This is a genomic window from Rhodococcus sp. CX (assembly GCF_015865005.1).
In the GTDB taxonomy this organism is placed as follows: Bacteria; Actinomycetota; Actinomycetes; order Mycobacteriales; family Mycobacteriaceae; genus Rhodococcus.
Genome location: NZ_JADZGH010000259.1, coordinates 90335 through 96486, shown reverse-complemented (window position 1 = coordinate 96486; position 6152 = coordinate 90335). Strand labels below are relative to the sequence as shown.

Here is a 6152-nt window from a genome sequence, read left to right as displayed (position 1 = left end):
CGGTCATCATCGACCGCATGGGGGACGATTTCGGAAAAAGCAACGTACAGAGGCTGTTCGACGACCGCACCGGTCTGGTCACCCAGGCCGAGCTGACGGAGGCGGGTATCGGCAGGGGAGCGGTCCGGCACCTGCTCGACACCGGGCGATGGCAACGGGTGCTGCAGGGTGTCTACGCGGTCAGCAGCGGACCGCTCACCCGGACGATGGTGCTCGAAGCTGCGCTGTTGTACGGAGGTGGTCCGGCGATGCTCAGTCATCGCACGGCGGCGGAGGTGTGGGGCATGCTGCCCGTCGACGACACCGCACCCGTCCACATCACGGTCCCGGTCGGCAGATCCGCACTGCCACAACGCGCAACCGTCCGGGCAGCCGGGCCGAAGGCGAAACTGCCGGTGTCGAAACCGTCCGCCTCGCTGCATCCCGGGGTCGTCGTGCACCGGTCCCGCGCGCACGCCTACATCGGTGTCGACGCACGGTTGCCGCGCACGACGAAGGTCGACACGGCACTGGATCTGGCGACGGCGCAAGCATCTCCGCGGGAGGCGTACATGTCGCTGATCTCCACGGTCACGAACGCCGGGCTGCGACTGCACGATGTGCGCCGGCGGATCGAGGAACGGCCACCGTACCGCTACCGCGGTCCGATCACCGAGGCCCTGACGTTGCTGGCGGACGGTGTGCAGTCCGTCCTCGAATATCACTACGCGATCGACGTCGAGCGGGCGCACGCACTGCCCGTCGCGACCCGGCAGGCCCCGACGGTCGTCGACGGCCGGACGTTGTACGAGGACTGCACCTACGACGCCGCCGGATGCCCGCTCACGGTTCGGCTGGACGGCCGGTGGGCGCATTCGATGGTCGAGGTCGCATTCCGGGACCGGCGTCGCGACAACGCCGCCGAACTGGCCGGACGGGCGCGGCTGGTCTTCGGCTATCAGGAGGTCGCGTCGGCGCCGTGCGAGGTCGCGCGGGAGGTCGAAGCGGTGCTGACCAGGCTGGGGTGGGTGCGCGACGCTCCCGGCCCCTGCGAGTGTCGTGCGTGGTTTCGGTAGTGGGTGCTACCGAAACCACGCACGGGCGGCGGAGCCGCCTACGGCTTCCACCAGGGACGCAGCGGGGTCAGGGGCCGCTGGTCGGCGCCGAGCTTGACCGCCAGAACATGGTGCAGCTGAACGATATTGCGCTCGAATCCGAGCCGGGATCCGGCCATGTACAGGCCCCATACGCGGGCCGTGCCCTCACCGACCTCGGCGACGCACGCATCCCAGTTGGCCTCGAGGTACTCGCACCAGCCCTTGAGCGTCAGGGCGTAGTGCTGACGCAGGTTCTCCTCGTGGAGCACCTCGAAGCCGACGTCCTGCGCCTCGGTGATGATCCGGCCGGAACCGGTCAGCTCGCCGTCGGGGAAGACGTAGCGGTCGATGAACCCGCCGGCCTTCACCTTCCCGTTGTTGCGGGGACGGGTGATGCAGTGGTTGAGGAGCAGGCCACCCTCGCGGAGTTTGCTGTGCAGCAACCCGAAGTACGCAGGGTAGTTGCTGACGCCGATGTGCTCGGTCAACCCGATCGAGGAGATGGCGTCGAAGCCGGTCTCGGGTACGTCCCGGTAGTCGGAGAACCGCACCTCGGCCAGATCGCTCAGTCCCTCCGCGGCGATCGCCTTCTGCGCCCACTCCGCCTGCTCGCGCGACAGCGTCGCGCCGATCGCCTTGACGCCGCGGCGCGCCGCGTACCGGACCATTCCGCCCCAGCCGCAACCGATGTCGAGCAGGCGGTCGCCGGGCTTCAGGTTCAGCTTCTCGAAGACGATCCGGTACTTGTTCTCCTGCGCCTCCTCGAGCGTCTGGTCCTCGGACTCGAACAGGGCGCACGTGTAGGTCATGGACGGGCCGAGCACCATTTCGTAGAACTCGTTCGACACGTCGTAGTGGTGGTGGATGACCTCGGCGTCGCGGCTGCGGGAATGCCTCAGGCCCTCCGCGATCCGGCGCCAGCGCGGCAGGTGTTCCTGCGGCGGCGGGGCGATCGGCCGCAGCAGGTCACGACCCAGCGACCGTGCGATCTGGGCGAGGACCAGCGCCGGCGGGCGTTCGAAGTGCAGGTCGCCCAGCGATTTCAGCAGTTCGTAGGGGTTGCCGGGATGCACCCCTTCGGGTTCGAGATCGCCGGCGACGTAGGCGCGGGCCATCCCGAGGTCGCCGGGGGCGGTCGCGATGTAGGTGGCACCGCGCGGGGACTTCAGGGCCAGGCCGAACGGGGAGTCCTCCGGTCCGGCGGCGGACCCGTCGTACGCGGTGAATCGCAGCGGCATGTCGCCGCCGGTCACGATCTCGACGATCTCCGCCAGATTCAGCTTGTCGTCGTGTCCACCCGCTCTGCGGGTTGTCGGCGCCGATTTGAATGTGGTCACTTTCGATGCACCGCCTTCGCGAAGAGGTCCAGCAGACGGGACCTGGGGTCGTACTTCTGTTTCAGCGCCGGGTATTCGCCCCCGCCGTAGTAGAGCTTTTCGAATTCTTCCCGCGAATAGTAGGAATCCGAGTACAGCGACTTGTGGCCGTCGAGTTCGGCGACCTTCCGCTCGATCGTCCGGTTTGCGGCTCCTTCGATGTTGCCGGGGACGACCGGAACCGACGACCAGAATCCGACGTTCACGTAGGTGCGCTTCGGCTCGAGCGGGTACATCGGCCACGGCCGCTGCGCGTCGAACGACAACGCATCGGACGGGGCGCTGCGATCACGCAACCGCAGCGGGCACAGCCACACCGGTTCGATCGGGATCTCGGCGAGGAACCACCGCATGAACTCTGCGGTGCGCTCGATGGGCACCTCGACGTCCTGGACGACGCGCTCGCGGGGCGGGTTCCCCTTGCGGGCCTCGATCCGGTCGGCGATGCCGTACTTGTGGTCGAGTGCGATGAGCTTCCAGTAGAAGCTGCTGCGCAGCAGACTCTTCGGCCACCAGCGCCGGATCCGCGGGTTCTGGGCGCCGAATGCGCGTGAGCACCAGAACCAGTCGGTGTCCCACCGCCACAGGTAGTCGCGGATCGTGAGGCGGTCGGTCTTGGGATGGTTGACCGAAGCGTGCTGGATCGAGCGGTAGTAGATGTGTTCGCCGGTGTAGTCGCTGACCGGACCCGGCTCGTCGGTCTGTGTACCGAGAGTCAGGTAGCTCTCGGTCGCCGAGAACACGGTGCCGTCGAGATAGTCGACCGGCACGCCCGCATGGCTGCGTTCGTTGACGATGCGGTCCAGTGCGGCCTGCAGCGCGCCGAGCGAATCGAACCGCAGGTGCCGCAGCGCAACATAGGGTTTCACCGGCTCGAGTTCGATGCGCAGCCTCGTTGCGTAGCCGAGCGAACCGTAGGAGTTGGGAAAGCCCCGGAACAGGTCGGCGTGCTCGTTGTCCGGGGTGGCGGTGACGATCTCACCGGCACCGGTGAGGATGTCCATCTCCAGGACCGACTCGTGCGGAAGGCCGTTGCGGAACGACGTGGACTCGATCCCGAGCCCGGTGACGGCACCGCCGAGCGTGATGGTCTTGAGCTGCGGCACCACGAGCGGCACAAGACCGTAGGGGAGCGTGGCGTCCACGAGGTCCTCGTAGGTGCACATTCCCGCCACATCGGCGGTGCGCGCCTTCGGATCCACGGAGATCACCCCGCCGAGACCGGAGACGTCCAGGCCGGGTGCGGAAATCTTTGCGCGGGCGCGGAACAGATTCGAGGTCTTCTTCGCGAGCCGAACCGGTGCGTCGCCGGGGATGTTGCGGTAGGAACGAAGCAGGCGGTCCACGCCTTCACGGTGCGCCGGCACACCGGTCGGAACGATCTGACGTGGCGTACTCGGCATTCGGCTCCCCCTGCGGGCTCGGCGTCTGCGGGCGCAATCCACAATAGACCGGAGTGTCGAGTACGTCCGGTTACCGCGCGGACTCGACGAGTTGCCGGTCGGTGCGACCGCAGACGGCCGAGATACGACACCAGGAGGACCCCCATGGCGCAGGTCAGCGCAAGCAGTTCGATTCAGCTCGCGGCGGCTCCCGAGCGGGTGCTCGCGGCCCTCGCGGACTACGAGACGGTGCGACCGCGCATCCTTTCCGACCACTACACCGACTACCGGGTCGTCTCGGGCGGCCAGGGCACCGGAACCGTCGCGCGGTGGAAGCTGCACGCCACCGAGAAGCGCGTCCGCGACATCGAGGCGAAGGTGTCGGTGTCGGGCAGCACGATCACCGAAGAGGACGCGAATTCGACGCTGGTCACCACGTGGAGCGTGGTGCCGAACGGCACCGGGTCGACCGTCGTGACGCTGACCCAGTGGAAGGGTGGGAGCGGCATCGGCGGCTTCTTCGAACGCATCTTCGCGCCGCTCGGGCTGCGCAAGATCCAGCAGCAGGTGCTCGAGAACCTTCGTCGCGAAGTCGACTGACAGCAGGGTTCGACGGGGGTCGGTCGTCACCCGAGGAACGCCGCGATCCCCGCGACGACCGCACCGGCCAGCTGAGCGCGGCCCGCGGGATCGGCCATGCGCGCGGCGTCGCCGGGGTTGCGCATGTTGCCCACCTCGACGAGCACGGACGGGCGCTGCGACAGGTTCAGGCCGGCCAGGTCCTCGCGGCCGAGCAGCCCGTCGGCGCCCAGATAGGTCGACGGCGTGGCTCCTGCGGCGAGCAGTGCGTCGCGGATCGAGGTCGCCAGCGCGACGGACGGCCCGGCCTGTACCTCGTTGAGCGGCGGCGCCGAGTAGTTCACGTGGAAGCCGTGGGCGTCGGCGGCGGCGCCGTCGGCGTGCAGGCTGACTGCGGCGTCCACCCCGGCCTCGTTCGCTTCGATCGCACGCCGGTCGACGCAGCTGCCGACCGAGCTGTCGTCGGACCGGCTCAGCAGCACCCGGGCTCCGAGCGCGACGAGGTCGTCGCGGACCAGCTGCGCGAGCTGCCAGTTGAAGGTGTGCTCGGGATATCCGTCGTCGGTGGCGGTCCCGGTGGTCTGGCAGTCCTTGGTGCCGCCGCGTCCCGTGGGGACCTGGGTGGTGAGGGTGCCGTCGTTCGCGCCGCTGTGCCCCGGGTCGAGATAGACGGTGCGGCCGGCGAGCGGGCCGCTTCCCGGTTGCGCCGGCGCCGGGCCGCCCCCGGCAACCAGCACCGCAGCAACAGCAACTGGGACGATCCATCCCGACCACCGGCGCGCACGCATTCCGTCACGGTACCGGCGAGCGACTACGCTGGCGGTGGAAACTTGCTGAAAGGACGTGCTCGTGCAGCCCGGTGGAATGCCCGATATGCAACAGCTCCTCGCCCAGGCCCAGCAGATGCAGCAGCAGCTGATGTCCGCGCAGGCCGAGATGGCCGAGGCGGAGGTGACCGGTCAGGCCGGTGGCGGCCTGGTGACCGCGACCGTCAAGGGCACCGGTGAGGTCGTGGCCGTGCACATCGACCCGAAGGTCGTCGACCCGGAAGACGTCGAGACGCTGCAGGATCTGGTGGTCGGTGCGATCGCCGACGCGTCCGCGAAGGCACAGGAAATCGCCGCGGAGAAGCTGGGCCCGCTGGCCGGCGGTCTCGGGGGCGGTATCCCGGGCCTGCCCGGGTTCTAGAGGACCGGCGTGTACGAGGGACCCGTCCAGGACCTGATCGACGAACTCGGGAAACTGCCGGGCGTCGGACCGAAGAGCGCCCAGCGCATCGCGTTCCACCTGCTGTCGGTGGAGCCGCCGGAGATCGACCGGTTGCAGGCGGCCCTGCAGAGAGTGCGCGACGGCGTGCGCTTCTGCGAGGTGTGCGGCACCGTGTCCGATCACGAACGGTGCCGGATCTGCGCGGACCCGCGGCGCGACCGCACCCAGATCTGCGTGGTCGAAGAACCCAAGGACGTGCAGGCCATCGAACGCACCCGGGAGTTCCGCGGCCGCTACCACGTACTGGGCGGTGCGCTCGATCCGCTCAACGGGATCGGCCCCGACCAGCTGCGCATCCGCGAGTTGCTGACCCGCATCGGCAACCAGGAGGACGGCGTCGACGTCACCGAGGTCATCATCGCGACGGACCCGAACACCGAGGGGGAGGCGACGGCGACGTATCTGGTGCGGATGCTGCGCGACTTCCCGGGCCTGACCGTCACCCGGCTCGCGTCGGGTCTGCCGATGGG

Annotated in this window: 7 protein-coding genes; 4 read left to right on the top strand and 3 right to left on the bottom strand. The window is 68.7% G+C overall.

The window, feature by feature from the left end; all coding sequences use genetic code 11:
* Positions 1-17: 17 nt before the first annotated feature.
* Positions 18-1055 (top strand): type IV toxin-antitoxin system AbiEi family antitoxin domain-containing protein, encoded by a 1038-nt coding sequence (locus tag I0Q12_RS28585; protein WP_197256980.1) that lies wholly within the window; start codon positions 18-20, stop codon positions 1053-1055.
* A gap of 38 nt (positions 1056-1093) precedes the next feature.
* Here the strand turns inward: I0Q12_RS28585 and I0Q12_RS28580 are convergent, their stop codons facing one another.
* Positions 1094-2413, bottom strand: coding sequence for a class I SAM-dependent methyltransferase (locus tag I0Q12_RS28580; protein WP_307846603.1), 1320 nt, complete (start codon positions 2411-2413; stop codon positions 1094-1096).
* On the bottom strand, positions 2410-3855 hold the full coding sequence (locus I0Q12_RS28575) for an FAD-binding oxidoreductase (protein WP_197256978.1): 1446 nt from the start codon (positions 3853-3855) through the stop codon (positions 2410-2412). The genes I0Q12_RS28580 and I0Q12_RS28575 overlap by 4 nt, the downstream gene beginning before the upstream one ends.
* A 144-nt stretch (positions 3856-3999) precedes the next feature.
* On the opposite strand from I0Q12_RS28575, the gene I0Q12_RS28570 reads away from it, so the two are divergent.
* Positions 4000-4434 carry an SRPBCC family protein gene (locus I0Q12_RS28570; protein WP_197256976.1) on the top strand — a complete coding sequence of 145 codons (435 nt, stop codon included), beginning with the start codon at positions 4000-4002 and terminating at the stop codon, positions 4432-4434.
* Between the two features lie 26 nt (positions 4435-4460).
* Here I0Q12_RS28570 and I0Q12_RS28565 read toward each other — a convergent pair whose 3' ends face one another.
* Positions 4461-5201: an Rv3717 family N-acetylmuramoyl-L-alanine amidase gene (locus I0Q12_RS28565; protein ID WP_197256974.1), complete on the bottom strand. Its 741-nt coding sequence runs from the start codon at positions 5199-5201 to the stop codon at positions 4461-4463.
* A gap of 76 nt (positions 5202-5277) precedes the next feature.
* On the opposite strand from I0Q12_RS28565, the gene I0Q12_RS28560 reads away from it, so the two are divergent.
* The gene (locus I0Q12_RS28560) at positions 5278-5601 is read left to right on the top strand and encodes a YbaB/EbfC family nucleoid-associated protein (RefSeq protein ID WP_072813514.1); all 324 of its coding nucleotides are present in this window, start codon (positions 5278-5280) and stop codon (positions 5599-5601) included.
* Positions 5602-5610: 9 nt separating this feature from the next.
* Positions 5611-6152, top strand: a 542-nt coding sequence (gene recR, locus I0Q12_RS28555) for a recombination mediator RecR (RefSeq protein ID WP_197257003.1), incomplete at its 3' end; no start/stop codon positions are given.